Source organism: uncultured Polaribacter sp. (assembly GCF_947497125.1).
In the GTDB taxonomy this organism is placed as follows: Bacteria; Bacteroidota; Bacteroidia; order Flavobacteriales; family Flavobacteriaceae; genus Polaribacter.
On the sequence record NZ_CANMFI010000006.1, the window covers coordinates 36066 to 56857 of the forward strand.

The 20792-nt window shown below is 31.0% G+C and carries 18 protein-coding genes; 11 read left to right on the forward strand and 7 right to left on the reverse strand.

What is annotated here, in order from left to right; all coding sequences use genetic code 11:
• Nucleotides 1-182: 182 nt before the first annotated feature.
• The 7 genes from Q0678_RS09770 to Q0678_RS09800 form a co-directional block, all read right to left on the reverse strand.
• Complete coding sequence (locus tag Q0678_RS09770; protein ID WP_299057237.1) at nt 183-1202, reverse strand: acyltransferase; 1020 nt, start codon at nt 1200-1202, stop codon at nt 183-185.
• 185 nt (nt 1203-1387) lie between these two features.
• A complete protein-coding gene (locus Q0678_RS09775) occupies nt 1388-1699 on the reverse strand; it encodes a serine hydrolase (RefSeq protein ID WP_299057240.1) in 312 nt (103 codons plus the stop codon).
• A gap of 3 nt (nt 1700-1702) precedes the next feature.
• Nucleotides 1703-2029 (reverse strand): hypothetical protein, encoded by a 327-nt coding sequence (locus Q0678_RS09780; RefSeq protein WP_299057243.1) that lies wholly within the window; start codon nt 2027-2029, stop codon nt 1703-1705.
• A gap of 396 nt (nt 2030-2425) precedes the next feature.
• On the reverse strand, nt 2426-2608 hold the full coding sequence (locus Q0678_RS09785) for a hypothetical protein (RefSeq protein WP_299057246.1): 183 nt from the start codon (nt 2606-2608) through the stop codon (nt 2426-2428).
• Nucleotides 2609-2632: 24 nt separating this feature from the next.
• Entirely contained in the window at nt 2633-3676 is a 1044-nt protein-coding gene (locus Q0678_RS09790) for a UDP-glucose--hexose-1-phosphate uridylyltransferase (protein ID WP_299057249.1), read from the reverse strand.
• Nucleotides 3677-3763: 87 nt separating this feature from the next.
• A complete protein-coding gene (galK, locus tag Q0678_RS09795) occupies nt 3764-4909 on the reverse strand; it encodes a galactokinase (protein ID WP_299057252.1) in 1146 nt (381 codons plus the stop codon).
• Nucleotides 4902-5813 carry an aldose 1-epimerase gene (locus Q0678_RS09800; RefSeq protein WP_299057255.1) on the reverse strand — a complete coding sequence of 304 codons (912 nt, stop codon included), beginning with the start codon at nt 5811-5813 and terminating at the stop codon, nt 4902-4904. Before Q0678_RS09800 ends, galK begins: the two co-directional genes overlap by 8 nt.
• 508 nt (nt 5814-6321) lie before the next feature.
• On the opposite strand from Q0678_RS09800, the gene Q0678_RS09805 reads away from it, so the two are divergent.
• The 11 genes from Q0678_RS09805 (at nt 6322) to Q0678_RS09855 (ending at nt 20772) form a co-directional block, all read left to right on the forward strand.
• Nucleotides 6322-7149: an SDR family oxidoreductase gene (locus Q0678_RS09805; protein WP_299057258.1), complete on the forward strand. Its 828-nt coding sequence runs from the start codon at nt 6322-6324 to the stop codon at nt 7147-7149.
• Between the two features lie 12 nt (nt 7150-7161).
• A complete protein-coding gene (gene uxuA, locus Q0678_RS09810) occupies nt 7162-8349 on the forward strand; it encodes a mannonate dehydratase (protein ID WP_299057261.1) in 1188 nt (395 codons plus the stop codon).
• Nucleotides 8350-8435: 86 nt separating this feature from the next.
• Nucleotides 8436-9278, forward strand: coding sequence for a 5-dehydro-4-deoxy-D-glucuronate isomerase (kduI, locus tag Q0678_RS09815; protein ID WP_299057264.1), 843 nt, complete (start codon nt 8436-8438; stop codon nt 9276-9278).
• Between the two features lie 5 nt (nt 9279-9283).
• On the forward strand, nt 9284-10078 hold the full coding sequence (locus Q0678_RS09820; protein ID WP_299057266.1) for a gluconate 5-dehydrogenase: 795 nt from the start codon (nt 9284-9286) through the stop codon (nt 10076-10078).
• 61 nt (nt 10079-10139) lie between these two features.
• Nucleotides 10140-11306 carry a DUF4861 family protein gene (locus tag Q0678_RS09825; RefSeq protein WP_299057269.1) on the forward strand — a complete coding sequence of 389 codons (1167 nt, stop codon included), beginning with the start codon at nt 10140-10142 and terminating at the stop codon, nt 11304-11306.
• 15 nt (nt 11307-11321) lie between these two features.
• Entirely contained in the window at nt 11322-12308 is a 987-nt protein-coding gene (locus Q0678_RS09830; protein ID WP_299057272.1) for a TRAP transporter substrate-binding protein, read from the forward strand.
• Nucleotides 12308-12778: a TRAP transporter small permease gene (locus tag Q0678_RS09835; RefSeq protein WP_299057275.1), complete on the forward strand. Its 471-nt coding sequence runs from the start codon at nt 12308-12310 to the stop codon at nt 12776-12778. The genes Q0678_RS09830 and Q0678_RS09835 overlap by 1 nt, the downstream gene beginning before the upstream one ends.
• Nucleotides 12779-12781: 3 nt before the next feature.
• Nucleotides 12782-14080 carry a TRAP transporter large permease gene (locus Q0678_RS09840; protein WP_299057280.1) on the forward strand — a complete coding sequence of 433 codons (1299 nt, stop codon included), beginning with the start codon at nt 12782-12784 and terminating at the stop codon, nt 14078-14080.
• Nucleotides 14081-14137: 57 nt separating this feature from the next.
• Nucleotides 14138-15544, forward strand: a complete 1407-nt coding sequence (uxaC, locus tag Q0678_RS09845; protein ID WP_299057283.1) for a glucuronate isomerase — start codon at nt 14138-14140, stop codon at nt 15542-15544.
• 197 nt (nt 15545-15741) lie between these two features.
• On the forward strand, nt 15742-18876 hold the full coding sequence (locus tag Q0678_RS09850) for a TonB-dependent receptor (RefSeq protein ID WP_299057286.1): 3135 nt from the start codon (nt 15742-15744) through the stop codon (nt 18874-18876).
• Nucleotides 18877-18888: 12 nt separating this feature from the next.
• Complete coding sequence (locus Q0678_RS09855) at nt 18889-20772, forward strand: RagB/SusD family nutrient uptake outer membrane protein (protein WP_299057289.1); 1884 nt, start codon at nt 18889-18891, stop codon at nt 20770-20772.
• Nucleotides 20773-20792 lie beyond the last annotated feature (20 nt).

The window sequence follows — 20792 nt, forward strand, 5'->3', positions numbered from 1 at the left end:
ATACATTGCAATATTACGATTAATATTTTAAATATTTAATTTAATATTATCAAATGATAAATTTGTTGTTTTTAAGTTTGATTTTATCGTGTGTAAAGTGTTTGTTGTAAACAATATCTAAATACATCTCCTTTTCGAACTTATATAACCTTTATTTTCTTATGAGCTGCTAGCTACTGTCTTTATTTTTTTCCTAATTTAATAAAATATTTCTCAAAGTATTCGTAGGTAAAATAACTTACAATTAGAGTTAATGAAATTGATAGGATTAGTAGAATTAATATAGGGAAGTCAAAAGTGTGATTTCTGACTCTTATAATAATAATATATACTATTGGGTGAAGTAAGTAGATAGAATAACTCGCTTTACCCAATAGAGCTAGAGGTTTATGGATAAAATTAGGTAGTTTAAAAGTTAATTTATAAAAACCAAAACAAATTAATAGACAACTAAAAGTAAAAAACAATCGATTTATTCCTGTTACTAGATTAATTACGTTCTTTTTCGCTGGTAAAAAAAATAAAAGATTAAGCCCAATAAAAAGTAAAAAAAATGCAATTAAGTTGTTTACTTTAGAATTTCGAAATAATAGTCCTATTAGAAAACCACTAAGAAAAAGAAAAACTTGATTTAGTGGATTTACATAATCTGTCCATTGTTCGGTTAATGTCAATTCTGGGTTGAGTTTGATAAATGCAAAATATAGATAAAATGAAAATAGAATAATATTTAGAATAACAAAAATAGGTTTGTGTGCTTTGTGAAGAAGAATAAAAATCGGTAAGAAAACATAAAAGACTAGTTCGTTGCCAATAGACCAAACACCAGCTGAGAAATATGTTTCCCACTTGATAAAACCGAATAAACCTGATAGGTTAAGAAATAAATTCGATAAGTTGGGTATTTTTTTATTTAATATTATTGCTGTAATCGTTGTAAGCCAAAGTAATGGAAAAATTCTAAATACTCGCTTTTTGAAAAAGGTTGTGAGATCATTTTTTAATGGGGTCATTTTATCGTAATACACATAAAATAAAGTTAATCCACTTAAAATATAAAATATAGAAACTCCATAGATACCGAAACGACCAAAAAAAGTGTCAGCTGTAAAACGCCCAAGTATCCATGACAAATAATGGTATATCATGATTCCAAAAGCTGCTACTCCTCTAAGGTAGTCTAAGTTGTAAAGTCTTTTCATTAATTACCTATCCAAACTTTCTAGTTCTTAAACATTGCTAAAAGTTAAAATTGAACTAGTTTGATTATTTATACTCAAATATGGTATTTTTAGTGTAAAGGTATATGTAATTTTTGTTTCGTTATATAAATTAATTATATTTTTTGCAGCTTTATTTGTATGTATGAAGCTATCAAATGTTTTGCCTAGATAAAAATTTCTTTGTTTTTATATTTAGGATTTGTAATTCTAAGAGGTAAAAAAATATTTATTGGGTCTTTAAAACTTAAATAGCTTAATTCTTCAGTTTTTATTAGTGAAATACCTATTAAATTTTTTGAAATTGAAGTTATTTGCTGAATTGTTTTTGCTGAGTAAATTTTGGTTGTATATAAATCAGAAAAGCCCAAACCATTTTTATAAACCAAACCATTTTCATTAACGATTGCAAAAGAAAACCCTTTAATTGAATCAATTATAGGAGTTATTTTAATTCCTTTTAATTTCCTTTTTTCCATCGCTTACTGAATTAAGAAAGATAATTCGTTTTCCACTTTTTCATTAATGGAATTATTCTCAATGATAATTTTGTTTTTGATTTTATACAAACTTTTATTAGAATAAATTACCGAGTCAATTATTCTTTTATCTTCCAAAGATAAACTATCATTCAATTCAGGTTTATTTCCTTTTTTTATTAATTGAATATAAGAATATGGTTCAAAGTATTCTATGTTCAAAACTTCATTTATAGGGGTTGCTGAACTTAAATATTTGTTAGTAATACAACTCTGGAAAATAACTACTAATAATATAATTACAATAAACTTTTCTTTTATATTCATCATTTTTTCAATTATTAACTACATGTTTGTGAGTGATTTCGTTACGTGGTTTAAGCACCTAATTTAGCAAATAAAAACCGAATAGAAAATCCGCTAGGATTTTCGCAAGTAGGCAAGAACCAAGCAATTAATTATACACGTTATTGTGCCCAGTTATTTTAAACGATAGATTGTCTTATTTTTTTCTCCTATTTTTTCAAATAAATCTAATTCAGCACCTTTCTTTAAATCTCTACTTGCTGTCGCTGAAGAAATGTCTTTAAAAATATCCATATAATCTTTTCTTGAAAATTCATTTATATTTAATGAAACATATTATTCTAGTCTATCTTTTTCGTTTAAGGTTCGATTATTAAAGTTCAATAATTCACTAATAGAAATATCAATAACATTTAGCATTTATTCAATAAACTTAGTAGACTTTCCCGATTTATCACTTTCAGCCAAAGATTTGTAATATTTTTCTTGGTCTTTACTAATTAGAGTTTCAAAAGGCAAAAACTCGAAGATCGGATATTTTTCTATTAAAATTAAAGTTTCCCATAATCTTCCTATTCTACCATTTTCATTCAAAAATACCAAAGTATTTAGTTTAAATGTAAAATATTATGAGTCTTTAAAATTTGAGTTTTCTATAATATCTTTCAGTCTTTTTGCAGCCAACTCTGCAGTAATATCTCTTTGTGGTGTTCCAAACATTTCATAACCTACCATAAATTTCTTTACGGAAGCACTTCTTAGTAAAGGAGGGTAAAAACTCATATGAAAATGCCAATGGTTATTGTCTTCTTTGTTTGTTGGTGCTTGATGAATGCCTGAAGAATAAGGAAAAGAACACTCAAACAAGGCATCATATGCTTTTGTAATTACAGAAATACATTCTGCATAAGCGATACTTTCTTTATCCGAAAGTTGTGTAATATCTTTGTGCTTTTTTTTAGGAGCAATCATTACTTCAAAAGGCCAAATTGCCCAAAAAGGAGTTAACACTAAAAAGTAATCATTTTCAAAGATAATTCTTTCTTTAGCTTCTAATTCTTGTGTTAAATAATCGCCTAAAAGACTCTTTTTATTTTTATTGAAGTATGCTTTTTGTTGACGGTCTTTTTTTTGAACTTCATTAGGTATCGAAGATTGACTCCATATTTGACCATGAGGATGTGGATTGCTACAACCCATTACAGTTCCTTTGTTTTCGAATATTTGCACATTATTTACATTGTCAATTGCGCCTAGTAATTTATATTCTTTTTGCCAAATGCTAATAACTTTAGTAATTTCAATAACAGACATATCTGCCAAACTTTTAGAATGATCTGGACTAAAACAAATTACTTTACAAATACCTGTTTCACTTTCTGCTTTTAACAATCCGTCGTTTAGGTTAAAAGTAGGAGATTCTTTTTGAAGTGCTGCAAAATCATTGGTAAAAACAAAAACATCCTTATAGTCAGGGTTTATTTCTCCGTTCATTCTCTTATTATTTGCGCACAAATAACAGTTAGGGTCGTGTGTTGGTCTTATTTCTTTAGAAACAGTTTCGTTTTGTCCTTGCCAAGGACGTTTAGCTCTATGAGGAGAAACTAAGACCCATTCTGAGGTTAATATATTAAATCTCTTATGTGAATAATCTTGTAAATTTGTGTTCATTGTTTTAATTTTTTCTAGAACTCTCAGCTTTTAAAAAACATATGCAGTTATTATTTTGCTTGTTACTTTTATTGACTACTGATAAAACTAAACCTTTCTTGTTCCTTTAGATAATTTTACACTGTATATAGAACATTCTTTATTAAACTCTTTTTGGTATAACTTAGAAATTTCTTTTTTGAATTTTTTAACTTCACTTTTTAAAATCAAGTTAATTGTACATCCGCCAAAACCACCACCCATCATTCTTGCTCCTAAAATATTTGGATTTTCTTTGGTGCTATCAACTAAAAAATCTAACTCTTTACAACTTACTTTATATTGCTTGCTTAAACCATTATGAGATTGGTATAAATATTTACCCAAAGCAGCATTATTATTGTCTTTAATTGCTTTAGAAAATAAGTGTACACGTTCATTTTCTTGAATTATATACAAACATTTCTGATAATCTTCCTCAGAAATATTGCTTTTTATAAAATCGAGATCTGCTTTGGTGGCATCTCTTAAAGCATTAATTTTTAAAAGACGAGATACTTTTTCGCAAACTTCTCTTCTATCGTTATATGCGCTCTCAGACAACTCATGTTTTACATTTGTATTAATTAATAATAACTTATAATCTTTAAAATCAATTTTAAAAGTGTTCGATTTAATCGTTCTACAATCTAACAACAAAGCACTTTGTTTTTTACCAAACATACTTGCATATTGATCCATGATTCCGCATTTTACTCCTGCATAATTATGTTCTGCATTTTGTGATATTAAAATCATTTCTTTTTTAGAGAAACCTAGTTCAAATAAAGAATTTAAACCAAAAACAACACTATTTTCTAGAGCAGCAGAAGAAGACATGCCGGCGCCACTTGGAATATTTCCTGCAAAAACAGCATTAAAGTTTTCTAAAACAATTCCTTTTTTTTGAATTTCGGCAACCACTCCTAAAATATAATTTTGCCAACTTGCTTTTTTAAAAGGGGTAATAGCATTTAAGCTAAATTTATGCATTTCTTCTTTATTTAATGCATATATGTTGCTTTTTTTTGAGTTGTTTTTTTGAATTGCAAAGACGATTCCTTTGTTAATGGCTGCAGGAAAAACAAGACCTTCATTATAATCGGTATGTTCGCCAATTAAATTAATTCTGCCTGGAGAAAAAATAATGAGTGGTTTGGTTTTAAAATGGCTTTTAAAACTTTTTTTAACTTCTTTAACGAGCTTTTTATTCATTTAGTTGGGCTTTTTTAGAAAAAGTAACATTCCAATTTGCCGTAAACTCTTCATTAGCATGTAATATCTGTAAGCCTTTTTTATTATTGAAACTATCACAAATACCTGTCATAGGTTCAATGGCAATTTTTTTTCTATTTTTTGGAGTATAAATTTGTAAAAAATTTTCTTTTGTATCAGAATCTAATTTCAAGCTATATAAAGGTGTTGTAAATTCGATTAAATTACTATTCAAAACATAAGAGTCGTCTAATTGACTGTCTTTTATTTGAAGAGAGTTTTCTAAGTTAAATTTAGTAAAACCGGTTGTAATTAAATTTTCATCAAACGCTATTTTTTCAGAACTATCAAAATTTAAAAAACTACTATATAGATTACTACTTTCAAAATAAGGATGCCAACCCAAAGTAAACGGAAACGAGCTGCTGTCTAAGTTTTTTATTTTTATAGAAACACCAATACTTTTTTCTTTCAATGTGTATGTTACATAGATTTTGTAGTAAAAAGGGAAACCGATAGACTTTTTTTTCTCTTGATATGATAAAGTAACTGAGCAATAATTAGTATTTAATTCATGTTTTATCAGTTCGAATTTTTTATTAAAAACCAACCCATGCAAAGCATTGTTTCTGCCGTTTTCGTTACAGTTAAATTTATATTCTTTGCCTTTAAAAGTGTACAGTCCGTTTTTAATTCTATTAGCAAACGGAAACAAAATTGAAGATGCGTATGTGTCTCCATATATTAAAGAAGGTTGTTCTTTAATTATAGAAATACCGTCAAATTGTAGGTCCATCAATCGTCCTCCTTCATCTAAAGAAATTTTTGCTTTTGCAGTTTCTTTTGTGTTTTTCATTTCTAAAAAAGAGTGCTCTTTTTTAACAATAGTATTTATTTTAAACATCTTGTAATAATTCTACATTTTTTAATTTATTAAATGCCATTTATATCGTATTTCCAGAAAAATAATTTGTTTTTTTGTTAATTTAATAATGGTAATTTGCTGTCTATATTGGGCTTCACTTAGCAGTATTAACTTTAAAACATGTAATTTTATATTTAATTTTTGTTGCTTTTTTTTTGAAAGAAATTAACTTTACAAATATAATAAATACCAACTAGCACTTACTACTTGTTTTTTCTGATGTAAAATTTTTCTTTTAATAGTATTTGTGAAGATTTGGATAACTCAATAGCGAATGTTGTGTTATAGATGATAAAAGTGTTGAGTTTCAACTTTAGCTAGAAATTTTAGATATTACATTTATACACTTGATAAATGTGTTTTTGAATTAATAAAACTATTTCTACTCAGTTTGTTTCATTAAAATAAATACAAAAACAAGATAGTACAGGACATTAAATTAATAAAACTAATTTATATTTACTTTTTTAAACTTTCAACAAAAAAAATGAGTAAAACAATCGTATTAACAGGTGCAGGAGGCGTGCTTTGCAGCACAATGGCAAAAGCATTAGCAAAGCAAGGTAATAGAATAGCAGTTCTAGATCTTAGAGAAGAAGCGGCAAACAAAATTGCACAAGAAATTAAAGATGAAGGCGGAGTAGCAATAGGTGTTGCAGCCAATGTTTTAGAAAAAGATTCTTTAGAAAAGGCAAAGCAAATAGTAAATGATGCTTTGGGTAAAGTAGATGTTCTTGTAAACGGAGCGGGAGGTAACCATCCTTTAGGAACTACTTCTAATCCTTTTTTTGCAATTGAAGACTTAAAAAATACAGCAGAAGGCTTTAAAACTTTTTTCGATTTAGACCCTAAAGGAGTAGAATTTACTTTTAATTTAAATTTTTTAGGAACCTTAATTCCTACACAAGTTTTTGCTACAGATATGGTTGGACGTGAAGGATGTTCAATTTTAAATATATCTTCTATGAATGCATTTACTCCGTTAACAAAAATACCAGCATACAGTGGTGCAAAAGCGGCCATTTCTAATTTTACACAATGGTTGGCTGTACATTTTTCTAAAGTAGGTATTCGTGTAAACGCATTAGCCCCAGGATTTTTCTTAACAGATCAAAACCGTGCTTTGTTAACAAATGAAGATGGAAGTTTAACACAAAGAGGACAACAAATTATAGACCAAACACCTATGGGGCGTTATGGTACTCCAGATGATTTAATTAGCGCTACAAAATTTTTATGTGATGATGCATCTGCATTTGTTACCGGAATTGTAATGCCTATTGATGGTGGATTTGCTGCATATAGTGGTGTTTAAAAAAAATAATATATGAAACAAAATTTAGAACAAACTTGGCGATGGTATGGGCCTAACGATCCGGTTTCTTTATCAGATATAAAACAATCAGGCGCAACAGGAATTGTATCTGCATTGCACCACATTAAAAATGGAGAAGTTTGGACAATTGAAGAAATTCAAAAGAGAAAAGATATTATAGAAAATGTCGGTTTAACTTGGTCTGTAGTAGAGTCGGTGCCTATTCACGAAAATATTAAAACCAAATCTGGCGACTATAAAAAGTATTATGAAAATTATAAGCAAACATTACTCAATTTAGGAAAATGTGGGATTGATATTGTTTGTTACAACTTTATGCCTGTTTTAGATTGGACACGTACTAATTTAGATTATGAAGTTGCAGATAATTCTACAGCACTAAGATTTGAGGCAGCTGCTTTTGCTGCTTTTGAGTTGTATTTGTTAAAAAGGCCAGGTGCAGAAAATGACTATTCTGACTTGCAGAAACAAAAAGCTGCTGAGTTTATAAAGAATTCATCAGAAGAAGAGCAAAAAAAATTAATTAGAAATATTATTGCCGGTTTACCAGGTGCAGAAGAAGGCTATAGCTTAAAAGAGTTTAATGCTATTTTAGCGACTTACAAAGAAATTGGTCCAAAAGAATTAAAAGCAAATTTATTTTCATTTTTACAAGAAATTATACCTGCAGCAGAACAAGCGGGTGTGTTAATGTGTATTCATCCAGATGACCCTCCATTTCCTATTTTAGGATTGCCAAGAGTAGTTTCTACAGAACAAGATATTGTAGATTTATATACTGCTGTAAAATCTCCGAACAACGGATTAACTTTCTGTACAGGTTCTTTTGGTGTAAGAGCAGACAATGATTTGGTAGGAATGGTTTCACGTTTAGGGGATCGAATTCACTTTATTCATTTACGCGCTACTAAAAGAGATGCAGAAGGTAATTTTCATGAAGCAGATCATTTAGATGGCGATGTAGACATGTTTGGTGTGCTAAAAGCATTGGTTTTAGAGCAGCAAAAAAGAATTGCAGCTGGCAGAAAAGATGTTAGAATGCCTTTTAGACCCGATCATGGTCATAAAATGTTAGATGATTTAAAGAAAAAAACGAATCCTGGTTATTCTGGTATAGGACGCCTAAGAGGCTTAGCAGAATTACGTGGTTTAGAACTAGGAATTAGACGATCAATATAAAATAATAATAAATGTCAGTTCGAGCGCAGTCGAGAACTAAAAACCTCTTGACTTTGCTAAAGTTGACAAAATCAAAAACAAGTAAAATGGCAACAACTTTCGAAACAAGATATGCTTCAAGTCCGCAAGCAGTAAAAAAATACGATACACAAGAATTAAGAGACGAGTTTTTGATTCCAGATTTAATGCAACCAGGAAGCATAAAGTTTGTGTATACTCACTATGATAGGTATATGGCAGGTGGAGCTGTGCCAACATCAGAAGCATTAACTTTAGAAACAATAGATCCTTTAAAATCTGAAAACTTTTTAGATAGAAGAGAATTAGGTGTTATCAATGCGGGTGGAACAGGGACTATTATTGCAGATGGTAAAAATTACAAAATGTTACACAAAGATGCCTTGTATTTAGGGAAAGGTGTAAAAGAGGTTGTTTTTAAGAGTGATGATGCCAAGAATCCTGCAAAATTTTATATGAATTCTGCACCGGCACATACTTCTTATCCAACAAAACAAGTTACTAAAGCAGAAGCAAATAAAATTGAATTAGGTAGTTTAGAGACTGCAAACCATAGAACCGTTAACCAAATGATTATTGGAGGTATTGTAACTACCTGTCAATTGCAAATGGGAATGACAGAATTAAAAACAGGTTCTGTATGGAATACAATGCCTGCACATGTTCATGACAGAAGAATGGAAATTTACTATTATTTAGATATTCCACAAGAACAAGCAGTATGTCATTTTATGGGAGAGCCTCAAGAAACACGTCATATCTGGATGCAAAATGATGAAGCTGTAATTTCTCCACCTTGGTCTATTCACTCTGGTTCAGGTACCTCAAACTATACGTTTATTTGGGGTATGGCTGGTGAAAATTTAGACTATAACGACATGGATGTTGCAAAAATTACAGATTTAAGATAATAATTATGTCTCAAACATTATTTGATATTACAGGTAAAGTAGCTTTAGTAACTGGTTCTACACATGGTTTAGGCATGTCTATGGCAATGGGTTTAGGGAAAGCTGGTGCTACTATTGTGGTAAATGGAAATTCATCACAAGAAAAAATAGATAAAGCAGTTGCTTTGTATAAAGAGGCAGGAATTAATGCTGTAGGTTATAAATTTAATGTTGCTGATGAAGCTCAAGTGATTACTGCTATCAATAAAATAGAAGCAGAAGTTGGCAAAATTGACATTTTAGTAAATAATGCTGGAATTATAAAAAGAACACCACTTGCAGAAATGGAAGTAGCAGATTTTAAACAAGTGATTGATATTGACTTGGTAAGCCCTTTTATTGTTTCTAAACACGTTATTAAAGGAATGATGGAACGTAAGGCTGGTAAAATTATCAATATTTGTTCTATGATGAGCGAATTGGGTAGAAATACTGTTGGTGCATATGCAGCTGCTAAAGGAGGTTTGGTGATGCTAACCAAAAATATGGCTACCGAATGGGCGCGTTTTGGGGTACAGGTTAACGGAATTGGACCAGGATATTTTGCAACTTCACAAACAGCACCTATAAGAGTTGATGGACATCCTTTTAACGATTTTATTGTGAATAGAACACCTGCAAAAAAATGGGGAGATCCAAATGATTTAGCCGGAGCTGCAGTTTTCTTGTCATCTAAAGCAAGTGATTTTGTGAACGGACATATTTTATATGTAGACGGAGGCATTTTGGCAACTATAGGAAAACCTTCTAACGAAGAATAAGTAATTATTAAAATGACCCTTTAGGCCTTAAAAACCTGAAGGGTCTGAAATATATATGTAAATGAAAAAAATAATCTTTCTTTTTTTAACACTATCTTTTTTATTCTCTTGCAGTAAAAATGTTGAATTAGTTTCAACAATTGAAGTCAAAAATAATTTAAACATTGATAGAGAATTTGAAACTGTTGAAATCGATATTTCTAATGTTAATTTGGGTAAAGGTTTTTCATTTATCGTTCTTAATGAAACTGCCAATGATACAATAATTTCTCAAGTTGTAGATACAAATTTAGATGGGAAAAATGATGTTGTTCTTTTTCAGCCAAATATAAAAGCGAACGCAATTAACACATACAAATTGTTAATTTCTAAAGAAAAGAAAGACTCAGTAACTGCATATTGTTATTCGCGTTTTGTACCCGAAAGAACAGATGATTACACTTGGGAAAATAATAAAGTTGGCTTTAGAACTTTTGGGCCTGTTGCTCAGAAAATGGTTGAAGATGGTGTAAAAGGAGGTACTTTATCTAGCGGAATTGATGCTTGGTTAAAACGTGTAGAATATCCTATCATAAATACTTGGTACAAAAGAAATGATGTAAAAAAAGGAGCATACCATAAAGATCACGGAGAAGGTTTAGATAATTTTCACGTTGGGGTAAGTCGTGGTATTGGAGGCACTGCTGTAAAAGTAGATACTTCTTATTACTTCTCTAGAAATTTTATATCTTACAAAACCATTACAACAGGGCCTTTAAGAACTAGTTTTGTATTAACTTATGAAACATGGGATGCGAAAGGAAAACGAATTGATGAAACCAAACATATTTCTTTAGATTTTGGTCAGAATTTAACACGTTTTGAGATTGATGTAAAAGGGACAGAAACTATTTCTTCAGGCATTACTTTACATGATAAGAAAGGTGTTACAAACCAAAATGATCCTAATTTTTGGGTTAGTCATTGGGAAACACTAGATGATTCTGAGGTAGGAACAGGAATTGTAACTACAAAACCTTATTTTTCAGGTTCAGAAAAATATGTTACTTCTAGAAAAGATGAAAGCAATCATTTTTTACATTTAAATGTAATAGATAGTAAAGTTGTTTTTTATAGCGGTTTCGGTTGGGTAAAGAGTAAGCAGTTCGATAATCAGCAAGATTGGGAAAATTATTTGACCGATTTTTCTAAGAAAATAAATAGTCCGTTAATTGTGACTAAAAAATAAATTAACCTATAAAAAATGAAGAAACCTCACTTTTTTCAATACCTATTTGTACTAACCCTTTCGGTATTTGTTTTTGGATGTCAATCAGAGTCATCAATTACTACTTTACGATTAGGACATGCTTTAGATACACAACATCCTGTGCATAAAGCTATGGTAATCTTAGGGCAAGAAATAGAAAAACAATCAGAAGGAAAATTAAAGTTAAACATATATCCGAGTGGGCAATTAGGAGGAGAAAGAGAATGTTTAGAATTGTTGCAAATTGGTAGTTTAGATATTACAAAAGTTTCTGCGGCAGTATTAGAAAATTTTATTCCGGAGTATAAAGTATTTAGTGTGCCTTATATGTTTAGAGATAAAGCACATACATTTAGTGTTTTTGATAGTGAAATTGGGGAAAGTTTACTACTAAAAGGAGAAAAATTTAGGTTAAGAGGTCTTACTTTTTATGATGCAGGTAGTAGAAGTTTTTACATGAAAGAAGCGCCTATAAAATCGCCTTTAGATTTAGTAGGAAAAAAAATTAGAGTTCAAAAAAGTAATATGGCGGTTGCCATGGTAAATGATTTAGGAGGATCACCAACACCAATTTCTTGGGGAGAATTGTATACAGCATTGCAACAGGGTGTTGTTGATGGTGCAGAAAATAATCCGCCAAGTTTTTACACCTCTAAGCATTATGAGGTGTGTAAATTTTATTCTTTAGATGAGCATACCTCTGTACCTGATGTTTTGTTAATTGGTACAGATACCTGGAGTCGTTTAAACGACCAGCAAAAAGAATGGGTAAAAAAAGCGGTAAGAGTAAGTACAATAGCTCAGCGAAAATTGTGGGCAGCTTCAGAGACAGCATCATTAGAGGCTGTTAAAAAAGCAGGTGTACAAGTATTATATCCAGAGAAAAAACCTTTCGAAGAACAAACCAAAGGTATTTTAGAGATGTTTAAAGATGATTTAGCAATGAAAGCCTTAATTACATCCATAAAAAATAAGCAATAATGAGAGCAAGAATAGATAGTATTTTAGAAAAATTAGTACTGTTAATTTTAGTGTTAATGCTAGCAAGTGTGGTTTGGCAAGTGTTTTCTAGATTTATACTAAAAAACCCAAGTACCATTACAGATGAGGTTTCTAGTTTTTCATTAATTTGGGTTGGTCTATTAGGTGCAGCATATGCAGCGGGCAAAAATTTACATTTAGCGATCGACTTAATTCCAGAAGATTTAGTAAAAAAAAGACAAAACTTGTTTAACGGAATTGTATTTATATCTGTGGCAGTTTTTGCATTTACAGTGATGATTATTGGTGGCTTTAGATTGGTTCAATTAAGTTTTCAATTCGGGCAAACCTCTGCTACACTAGAAATTCCTTTAGGTTTTATTTATATGGTAGTTCCTATTTCTGGAATATTAATATGCTATTATAGTATAGACACACTTTTAAATCTAAGAAAATTAAACAAAGTATAAATTATGAATTTAGTAGAAGTCCTTATTTTAGTAGTTAGCTTTTTAATTTTCTTATCCTTAAGAGTGCCTATTGCATTTGCTATTGGTTTAGCGGCTTTATTTACACTATTAAGCGCCATGCCTTTTTTACCAAGTGTTACCACATTGGCTCAAAGAATGGCAACTTCTTTAGATAGTTTTACTTTATCTGCAATACCGTTTTTTATTTTGGCAGGACAAATTATGAATAGAGGAGGTATAGCTGTTCGACTTATAAACTTTGCAAAGGCTATTGTTGGTCCGTTACCAGGTGGATTAGCTTTTGTAAATATAATATCTTGTATGTTGTTTGGTGCCATTTCTGGTTCTGCAGTTGCAGCAGCATCAGCTATTGGAGGATTTATGAATCCTATGATGGAAAAAGATGGATATGACAAATCATTTAGTGCGGCAGTAAATATTACAAGTGCAACCACAGGTTTAATTATACCGCCAAGTAATGTTTTAATTGTATATTCTTTAGCAAGTGGTGGTGTTTCTATAGCAGCTTTATTTATTGCGGGTTATGTACCTGGTTTATTAATTGGTTTAGCGTTAATGATCGTTGCTCTAATTTATTCAATCATCAAAAAGTATCCAACAGATAAAATGGTTGGTTTTAAAGAATTTTTTAAAAGATTTATTGATGCTTTTCCTAGTTTAATGTTATTAGTGGTTGTTATTGGTGGTATTGTAGCCGGAATTTTTACAGCTACAGAAGCATCTGCAATTGCAGTAATTTATACCTTAGTATTAGGTTTTGTTTACAAAGAAATTTCAGTAAAAGATATCTCTCCAATTTTGTTAGAAACCATAAAAACATCTGCAATTGTATTGTTGTTAGTTTCTACCTCTATTGCAATGTCTTGGGTAATGAGTTATGAGAATATTCCACAAGAAATTAGCAATACATTATTATCTATTAGTGATAATCCAATTGTAATTTTAATTATCATTAACTTAATATTATTGTTTGTTGGAGTTTTTATGGATATGACTCCTGCAGTATTGATTTTTACACCAATATTTTTACCAATTGTAACAGAATTAGGTATGAATCCAATTCATTTTGGAATTATAATGATTATGAATTTATGTATTGGTTTGTGTACACCACCCGTTGGTTCTGTCCTTTTTGTGGGTTGTAGCGTTGCAGATTTAAAAATTCAGCAAGTAATAAAACCCCTTTTACCTTTGTTTTTAGTGATGATAGGTGTGCTTCTGTTGATTACCTATTTTCCTGAATTAACACTGTGGTTACCAAGACAATTTGATTTGTTGTAAAAATAATTTCTAATATTACACACTTAAATAATTTGATGAATATCAAATAGTTTTTCTATGAACACAACTCATTTTATTACAGACACTTTTTTATTGCAATCAGAAATTGCAGAAACTTTGTATAGCAAATATGCAAAAGACCTACCAATTATAGATTATCACAATCATTTATCACCACAAATGATTGCAGAAGACAAGCCTATAAAAAATATTACTGATGCTTGGTTAAATGGAGATCATTATAAATGGCGCGGAATGCGTGCAAATGGTATCGATGAAAATTTTATTACTGGCAAAGAAACTTCAAAAAAAGATAAATTTTTAAAATGGGCAGAGACTGTACCGTTTACAATTAGAAATCCTTTATTTCATTGGACTCATTTAGAGCTAAAACGTTATTTTAATATTGATGAGATCTTAAAACCATCGACAGCGGAGGATATTTATGAAAAAACAAATTCAATTTTAGAGCATAAAACTCCTGCCCAATTATTAGCTCAAATGAAAGTTGAGGTTATTTGTACTACAGATGACCCTATTGATAGTTTAGAGTATCATAAAATTATAGCTGAAAAAGATTTTTTTACAAAGGTACTGCCTACATTTAGACCAGATAATTTACTCTTAATAGAAGCTAATAACTTTATAAGTTACATTCAAAAACTATCTGCTAAAGTTCAATTTTCTATTTTAAATTTAGCAGATTTGTTAAAGGCAATTCAAAATAGAATAGATTTTTTTAATGACTTAGGCTGTAGAATATCTGATTACGGCTTAGAACAAATTTTTTCTGAAGATTTTACCCAAGAAGCAGCAGATGCAGTTTTTAAAAAACGCTTAGCTAATTGTAAGTTATCTAAAGAAGAAGCCAAGTTGTTTTCATCTTGTATTTTGTATAATTTGTGTAAAATGTACGACAGCAAAAATTGGGTTCAACAGTTTCATTTAGGGGCATTAAGAAATAATAATAGCAAACTATTAGATCAAATTGGTTTAGATGCTGGGGTAGATTCTATAGGAGATTTCAATCATGCAGAAAACATGTCGAAATTGTTCAATAAATTAGATTCAGAAAACAGTTTAGCCAAAACAATTACCTATAATTTAAACCCTTCTCAAAACGAAGTTTTTGCCACTATGATGGGTAACTTTAATCAAGGTGGTGTGCCCGGTAAAATGCAATGGGGCTCTGGTTGGTGGTTTTTAGACCAAAAAGAGGGTATGGAAAAACAACTAAATGCACTTTCTAGTATGGGTTTATTAAGTCGTTTTGTAGGAATGCTAACAGATAGTCGTAGTTTTTTATCGTTTACAAGGCATGAGTATTTTAGAAGAATATTATGTAACCTTATTGCAGAAGATGTAAAAAATGGTCTTATACCCAATGACCTTGATTTTCTTGGAAAAATTATACAAGACATTTGTTATTACAATGCAATTAATTATTTTAATTTTAAAAAATAATAACATTATTTTTTAAAAATCTTTAATTTAACCATCTTAGGTAAAATATAATACTTTTTGGTTAAAATAGTTGAGGTTTCAGTACAGTACAGGATACTGAATTTATCTAATGTTTGTAAAATTGCTTTAATTAACAAAATTTAACATTTTATAAGTCACATTACAGTATTATTTTTATTTAAAACTAAAATTTAAACATGAAACAAATTTTAAAAAAAAGAAATCCATCCTTAGGAATTTTGCTTATGCTTTTCCTTTTGTTCTCGGGTTTTACAAATTTTAATATACAGGCGCAAGAAAAAATTTCTGGTGTTGTAAAGGACCTTGAAGGATATGTTTTGCCAGGTGTAAGTATTTTACAAAAGGGAACAACCAGAGGAACTTCTACAGATTTTGATGGAAATTATTCTATTGAGTTAACATTAGGTCAGAAGACTCTTGTATTTTCTTATTTAGGTTACAAAAGATTAGAGGTGCCAGTTAATGGTAAGACAATTATTGATGTAACTTTAGAGGTAGAATCTGAAAGTTTAGATGAAATAGTTATTGTTGGTTATGGTACTCAAAAGAAAGAAAGTGTTGTAGGGGCTATTACACAAGTTAAGGGTGTAGATTTAATGGATAGAGCTGCAGGTATTACTAATGTTGAAGAAGCTTTACAGGGTAACTTACCCGGTGTAACAGCAATACAAGGTAGTGGTACTCCTGGAGAGTCTAACATGAAAATTTTTATTCGTGGATTAAGTTCTTGGAATGGAGATGGTGGACCACTTATTCTTGTAGATGGTGTTAAAAGACAGATGTCTGATATTGATATGAATGATATTGAAAACCTTTCTGTTTTAAAAGATGCTTCTGCAACAGCTGTTTTTGGTGTTGAAGGTGCAAATGGAGTTATCTTAATTACTACCAAAAGAGGACAAACAGGGAAGGCTCAATTGTCATTAAACGTAAACTCTACAATTAAAACGGTTTCGCAATTGCCTGAAAAACTTGATTCATATGATGCAATTATGCAGGCCAATAGTTCTATTCTTAGAGAGTTATCTCTTACCCCTGGTTCTTGGGGAGATTATGTGCCAATGGCAATAATAGATAAATATAGAAATCCTTCTAGTGTAGATGAAAGATATATTTACCCTAATGTTAATTGGGAAGATGAAATTTTAAAAGATTTCGCACAAGATTTAAGAGTTAATTTATCTGTAAGAGGGGGTAATAAAACAGCAAAATATTTTGGTAGTTTAGCGTATCAATCAGTAAATGATATTTTTGATGGAGCTAAGTTTAATGACGGAAGAGGTTCTGCAGGTGCATATAAATACGAGAGATTTAACTATAGAAGTAATATTGATTTTGACATTACAAGTACAACAGAGTTGTCTGTAAATTTATCTGGTTATTTAGGTATTAGAGAAAATCCTAGTTCTTTAGCTACTGTTACAAACGGAATATATCAGATAGCTCCAAATCTTTTTACTCCAGTATATCCAGACGGAATATTTGGACAATCAATAAACCCAGCTTTCATATTTACAAATCCTGCGGTAAGTTTATCTAATACAGGATATGATACTTTTAGAAACTATCAAGTAAATACAGATATTATCTTAAAACAAAAGTTAGATTTTATTGCAGAAGGATTATCTTTTAAAGGTAGATTTTCATTAGATAATAATATGAGAACTGAACAATCTGTTAATGATGGAGGAGTTCTTTACAGAGTTTTTGTTGATGGTGTTCCGGGTCCTGGTTCAGATAACCCAGTAGGTGTTAATGATTTTGATTACGTAAGAGATCCTTGGGGTATAGGGGCTGCAGAAGTAGATGATGTAAGTGGTCGTACAGGTAGAGCAAGACAAATGGTTTATGATGTTTCATTAAACTATGATAAAACAATTGCAGAAAAACACAATTTAACAGCGTTATTCTTAATAAGAAGACAAGAAACTGCTACCGGTAGTCAATTTCCAAGATTTAGAGAAGATTGGGTAGGTAGGGTTACTTATAATTATGATAACAGGTATTTTATTGATGTAAACGGTGCTTACAACGGATCTGAGAAGTTTGGCCCTGGATATCGTTTCGATCTTTTTCCATCTATAGCTTTAGGTTGGACGCCAACTAATGAATCTTTTTTAAAGAATTCTGACTGGTTGTCTAAATTGAAGTTTAGAGGTTCTTATGGTGTTGTTGGAGATGATAATTCTGATGGAAGGTTTCAATACATAAGTCAGTGGGCAAGTGGTAACTCTGCTTATCTAGTGCCAAGTAATTATACTGGTGGTAAATCTCCTTATACATGGTATAGAGAAGCTAGTGTTGGTAACCCAAATTTACAATGGGAAACAGCTGTAAAATATAATGTTGGTGCCGAGTTCTCTCTATTTAATGGTTTATTAACTGGTGAAGTAGATTACTTTGCAGAGAATCGTGATAATATTGTAATTGCAGGTGAAGATAGAAGTGTGCCAGATTTATTTGGACAATCTGCTCCAGATTTTAATACAGGTATAGTTGAAGTAAGGGGTTTTGAAGTAGTTCTTGCTGCTAATTATACCTTTGCAAATGATTTAAATATTTTTGGTAATCTAAACTTTACACAAGCAAAAGATTTAGTTATCGCTAGAGAAGATCCTCTTTTTTCTCCAGAATACCAACGAAATGCAGGCTATGCAATCGGTCAATCTAGATCAGCAATACCAGCGGGTATATTAACTAGTTGGGATGATGTTTATATGTCTACACCAAAAATCACAAATCAGGGGCAAACACGTGTTGGTTACTATGATGTTGTAGATTTTAACGGCGATGGTATTTATGATTCTAACTTTGACAATGCTCCTTTTGGTTATCCAGAGCGTCCACAAAGAAACTGGAGTGCTACTTTTGGTGCAAAATATAAAGGTTGGAGTGTTTCTGCTCAATTATATGGTACACAAAATGCTTCTAGAAGATTTAGTAATAGTACATTTACACAGCAAACAGCTTTAATTTTTACACAAGATTTAAATTATTGGACAGTAGATACTCCTAATAACATAGATACACAACCAGCATGGAATGCTCCTGGAGGAACAAATCCAAGAGATACTTGGTTAGATGCATCATTAACAAGATTAAAAGCGGTTTCTGTTTCTTATGATGTGTCGAGTAAGTTTTGTAAAAGCATCGGTCTTAAGCAACTTAGACTTTTTGTGAATGGAAATAATTTGTTTTTATGGTCTAACTTACCAGATGATAGAGAATTTAATACATCTAGTGATGCACAGTCCAAAGGAGACTATCCAACATTAAAAAGGTTTAACTTTGGTTTTAACATGAATTTTTAAAAAGAATATATAATGAAAAACTATACAATAAAATTATTATTTTTATTTGGGCTTTTGTTTACGTTTTCCTGTGAAGACTACTTAGATCAAGCGCCAGAATCAATATTAGACGAACAAGAGGTGTTTTCTACCTTTAAAAATGCACAAGGTTTTGTTGAAGAAATGTATACCTTGGTAGTAGATTATGGTACCCAAGCACATACTTTTCAAGATTACCTTTACGGAGACGATGCTTATGGTAATAGAACTTGGAAAGCAAGTTATTTAATAGACTTAGGAGATTTAAATGGCGCTGCAAGACATAGATATTCTTACCTATGGAATTGGCAAGGTGCAGATTACGGAACTAGTAATGCAAATATTAGTAATGCTAATCAATCTAAAAGACCTGGTTTATGGGATGCTAGTTTAAGAGGTATTCGTAAAGCAAATATTGTTATTGCTAACATAGACTTAATGGTAAATGCATCTCAAGAAGAAAGAGATGTAATACTTGGTCAAGCGTATTTTTTTAGAGCATTTTTTCATAATGAAATCAATAAGTTTTATGGTCGTTTTCCATATATAGATCAAGTTTTAGTTGGTGATTTTGCTTTGCCAAGACCAGATAGTTATAAAGAATCTGCTTTAGCAGCTAACGAAGATTATAAAAAAGCTATTGAGTTATTACCAGAAAATTGGGATGAAATGTCTTACGGACAATTGACCTTAGGTGAAAATAAAGCAAGAGTAACCAAAGGTGCTGCATATGCATTTCAGGGTAAAAATTTGCTTTTAGCGGCAAGCCCATTAATGAAAAGTAACAATCAAGGAGGTATGGATACGTATAGTTATGATACCGAATTATGTGACATGGCTGTAGAAGCTTTTGCAGGAGTGTTAAAATTAAAAGATCAAGGGTATTATAAACTTTCTTCATGGGAAAATTATGATGAGGTTTTTTGGAAATCACCATCAAGAAATGCATGGCCAGGTAGTACAGAGTTTATTTTTGCCTCTACCGGTGGTAATAAAGATCAAGGAGAAAGATTTATGACTGCAGGGGTAGATAGAGATTTTCATGGAAGAAACGGATCGGAGATTGTAAGTCCTACTCATAATTTTATTCATAATAATTTTGGAATGGCTAATGGTCTTTCAATAGAAGATGACCAAAGTGGTCAATACGGACCAGTAACATTTAATCCTGCAAGACCATTTGAAAATCGTGACCCTCGTTTTTATAGATGGCACATCATAGACAGGCAAGAAGTTGCACCAAAGGGACCAGCAAAACATAGATATGCACAACTTTGGTACGAAACTACTGGTAATTTTGGAGAACATAGAAGTGCGGGTAATGATAATCAGCCTTCTACAACTGGGTATATGCATTCTAAATTTTATCCAATAATAGATGGTGAGTTTCACAGTAAATGGAATCAAATTATAGATCAGTATGTTGGTTTGCGTTTGCATATGAGACTTACAGATGTTTATTTAATGTATGCAGAAGCTTTACATGCTTCTAAAGGAGCATATGCAGTGCCAGCTACTTACAGTTTATCTGCAGAAGATGCTATCAACGCAATCCGTAACAGAACTGCGGGTACCATACCTAATGTTCACCCAAGTATTGTAGCAGACAATAATAAGTTTATGGATGAAATTAGAAGAGAAAGAAGTGTTGAATTAAGTTACGAAGCACATAGATGGGTAGATATCCGTCGTTGGGGAGTAGCACATTTACCAAAATATCGAAGAAAAACTGCATTAGATTTTCCAGAAGATCAATCTAGTTTCACAGAAAGGCTTCTTGTAGAAAGAGTATGTGAGTATCCAAAACATTATTGGTTACCTTTTGCCGCTAAACAAACACAAATATACGAGGGCTTTCCTCAAAATCCAGGTTGGTAGTTATTACTAATTCGTTTTAA

Coding starts and splice junctions, on each gene's coding strand:
- Q0678_RS09770 (WP_299057237.1), bottom strand. CDS start 1,202: ATGAAAAGACTTTACAACTTAGACTACCTTAGAGGAGTAGCAGCTTTT.
- Q0678_RS09775 (WP_299057240.1), bottom strand. CDS start 1,699: ATGGAAAAAAGGAAATTAAAAGGAATTAAAATAACTCCTATAATTGAT.
- Q0678_RS09780 (WP_299057243.1), bottom strand. CDS start 2,029: ATGATGAATATAAAAGAAAAGTTTATTGTAATTATATTATTAGTAGTT.
- Q0678_RS09790 (WP_299057249.1), bottom strand. CDS start 3,676: ATGAACACAAATTTACAAGATTATTCACATAAGAGATTTAATATATTA.
- galK (WP_299057252.1), bottom strand. CDS start 4,909: ATGAATAAAAAGCTCGTTAAAGAAGTTAAAAAAAGTTTTAAAAGCCAT.
- Q0678_RS09800 (WP_299057255.1), bottom strand. CDS start 5,813: ATGTTTAAAATAAATACTATTGTTAAAAAAGAGCACTCTTTTTTAGAA.
- Q0678_RS09805 (WP_299057258.1), top strand. CDS start 6,322: ATGAGTAAAACAATCGTATTAACAGGTGCAGGAGGCGTGCTTTGCAGC.
- uxuA (WP_299057261.1), top strand. CDS start 7,162: ATGAAACAAAATTTAGAACAAACTTGGCGATGGTATGGGCCTAACGAT.
- kduI (WP_299057264.1), top strand. CDS start 8,436: ATGGCAACAACTTTCGAAACAAGATATGCTTCAAGTCCGCAAGCAGTA.
- Q0678_RS09820 (WP_299057266.1), top strand. CDS start 9,284: ATGTCTCAAACATTATTTGATATTACAGGTAAAGTAGCTTTAGTAACT.
- Q0678_RS09825 (WP_299057269.1), top strand. CDS start 10,140: ATGAAAAAAATAATCTTTCTTTTTTTAACACTATCTTTTTTATTCTCT.
- Q0678_RS09830 (WP_299057272.1), top strand. CDS start 11,322: ATGAAGAAACCTCACTTTTTTCAATACCTATTTGTACTAACCCTTTCG.
- Q0678_RS09835 (WP_299057275.1), top strand. CDS start 12,308: ATGAGAGCAAGAATAGATAGTATTTTAGAAAAATTAGTACTGTTAATT.
- Q0678_RS09840 (WP_299057280.1), top strand. CDS start 12,782: ATGAATTTAGTAGAAGTCCTTATTTTAGTAGTTAGCTTTTTAATTTTC.
- uxaC (WP_299057283.1), top strand. CDS start 14,138: ATGAACACAACTCATTTTATTACAGACACTTTTTTATTGCAATCAGAA.
- Q0678_RS09850 (WP_299057286.1), top strand. CDS start 15,742: ATGAAACAAATTTTAAAAAAAAGAAATCCATCCTTAGGAATTTTGCTT.
- Q0678_RS09855 (WP_299057289.1), top strand. CDS start 18,889: ATGAAAAACTATACAATAAAATTATTATTTTTATTTGGGCTTTTGTTT.